Source organism: Bacteroidia bacterium, assembly GCA_025056095.1.
In the GTDB taxonomy this organism is placed as follows: Bacteria; Bacteroidota; Bacteroidia; order JANWVE01; family JANWVE01; genus JANWVE01.
The window spans coordinates 1-2300 of the sequence record JANWVW010000307.1 but is presented as its reverse complement, the minus strand read 5'-3'; the positions used below and the strand labels follow the sequence as shown (position 1 = coordinate 2300).

Here is a 2300-nt window from a genome sequence, read left to right as displayed (position 1 = left end):
AAAAATATTTTTCCAATACTTTATGGCTTTCTTATTTACAAATAGCTCCTCTATAAATTTATCATCTTTAAATGAATCTAATTCAAAATCATATCCTTCCCACCTATCCCTCCAGGTAGCCCAACCCCAAATGTGGTTATATATGGAAAAATAATAGTCGCCATCTCCTCTCTTTATTCCGTCTTGGAAATTGTTACCACTAATCATTCCAATTCTTTTGTCATCTTTATATTTTTTAAGCAACTCCTCACAAAACCAGAAAAAGCTCAAGCTCGGCACAGTATCATCTTCTAATATTATTCCCATTTCTTCGTGTTCAAAAAACCATGTTATAGCCTCACTCACAGCTCTACCACAACCAAGGTTTTTATCTCTAAAGAGCGTTTTGACTTCACAATCCCAGTCTATATTATTCATTAAGTATTCTCTTACCATTTTTACCTTCTCAGCCTCACCTTCTACCCAATCTCTTGGTCCATCGGCAGCAATATAGAGTCTTGGAGGTTTAGCTTTTCTAATAACTTCAAAGACCTTTTTGGTAGTATCAAGCCTCTTAAAAACGAGAAAAAGAACTGCAGTTGTTAAAGGATACGGAGGCATAAAATCTCTACAGTCATTCATGAATTCACTCCTCTATGCTGTGTCTAATATTAAGTTTGTGAGATAACATTACCTTACCCCATGAAGAGAGATTGGAAGAATTATAGTATAATACACAACATATTGCAAAAAGGGGGTGAATATGCCAGAAAGGATAAAAGTTGAAGATATTCAAGAACTCGACAGAAATTACTTACAAGGCGAGAAAAGCCAAGACTTCAAAGCTCTTATAGTCAAACTCGTAGAAAAACTTGGCTCTGTATCAAAAGTGTCAGACCTAACAGATGTTCCAGAAAGAACCATATACGATTGGCTTGAAGATTGGAATAAAAAAAAGAGCTAGTAAACCTAAAAGGTCATGGTGGAGGCCCTAAGCCAAAACTCTCTCAACAACAGAAGGAGCAACTACTTAACCTTCTAAAAGAAAGAGATTACTGGACAACAGCACAAGTCAAACAGCTCATAAGAGAAAGGTTCAATGTAGAGTACTCAGATGTTCACGTAAGAAGGATACTGAGAGCTCTTGGCTTGCTATATATCAAACCTTACCCAATTGATTACAGAAAACCTCAAAACGCAAAGGAAGACTTATACACGAGGCTTGCAGAGGTTATAAGGAGATTAGAGAGTGTATATAGTCACGATGAAGTAGGTATAGGATTTCTTGATGAGACACATCCTCAGAATAGAGCCAATACTCAGAGAGTATGGGCTTTTGGTAAGGTCAAGATAGTGAAGAATACAGACAGACATAGGATAAATGCTTTTGGCTATTATGCATACAAGGGTAATAGTTGTTTGATTTTTAGCGAAGATGCTACTTCAGATAGTGTATGTAAAGCACTTGAAGAGATAAGGAGAGTTAACAAAGACAAGAAAGTTGTTGTAGTCATTCTTGACAATTTTACTTCTCATAGGAGCGGTATGGTAAGACAGATTACTGAGAGGCTTGGCATAGTGCTTGTGTATTTACCGCCATACAGTCCAGACCTCAATCCGATAGAGCAGGTATGGCGTGTAGTCAAGAGAGCTATTTCTGTAAGATTTGAAAGACACATGGAGGGTCTGAAAAAGGTTTTTAGAGAGGCGTATGAGAGTGCTGTGAGTTGTTTGAGTTTTTGTAAATCTTTTTCTGAGAATTTTAAAAACTTCCTTGAGCTTTTTGCATGAGGTTATGTTTCATACTATAAAATGTGTAGAATAGTTGGATTTTGGGACAGGAGTTGGAAAGGAGACTACTCTCTAGAAAAAGTTATAATAGATATGAGAGATAGTATGATTCATGGAGGACCGGATGACGCAGGTACGTTTATCGATAAAAATACAGCTTTTGCTTTAGGACACAGACGGCTTGCCATACTTGACCTATCACCTGCAGGACATCAGCCAATGGAATTTTTAGGATTGGTTATAACATATAATGGTGAGGTTTATAATTTTAGAGAGATAGCTAAGGAACTTGAAAAGGATGGTTATAAGTTTTTTTCAAGCTCTGATACTGAAGTTATTTTAAAAGCTTTTCATCGGTGGGGTTTTTCTGCTACAGAAAAGTTTAGAGGCATGTTTGCTTTTTGTATATGGGATAAAGCAGAAAAAAGGCTTATTCTTTGTAGGGATCGCATTGGCGTTAAGCCATTATACTATTATTATAGTGACGGACTTTTTATGTTTGCATCAGAGCTAAAAGCTTTTCACTATCA

Annotated in this window: 3 protein-coding genes and 1 pseudogene; 3 read left to right on the top strand and 1 reads right to left on the bottom strand. The window is 36.5% G+C overall.

Translation table 11 applies throughout. The features are described 5' to 3' along the window. Nucleotides 1–600 (bottom strand): nucleotide-diphospho-sugar transferase (locus NZ519_13685; GenBank protein ID MCS7029805.1); only part of this gene is annotated, 600 nt, incomplete at its 3' end. Between the two features lie 142 nt (nucleotides 601–742). On the opposite strand from NZ519_13685, the gene NZ519_13680 reads away from it, so the two are divergent. From NZ519_13680 to NZ519_13670, 3 genes and pseudogenes are all read left to right on the top strand, one after another. Beyond that, the gene (locus NZ519_13680) at nucleotides 743–943 is read left to right on the top strand and encodes a helix-turn-helix domain-containing protein (GenBank protein MCS7029804.1); all 201 of its coding nucleotides are present in this window, start codon (nucleotides 743–745) and stop codon (nucleotides 941–943) included. A gap of 23 nt (nucleotides 944–966) precedes the next feature. Next, nucleotides 967–1770 (top strand): annotated as a pseudogene (locus NZ519_13675) (IS630 family transposase). A 21-nt stretch (nucleotides 1771–1791) separates the two neighbouring features. Then, on the top strand, nucleotides 1792–2300 hold a 509-nt coding region (locus NZ519_13670; protein ID MCS7029803.1), incomplete at its 3' end, for an asparagine synthetase B.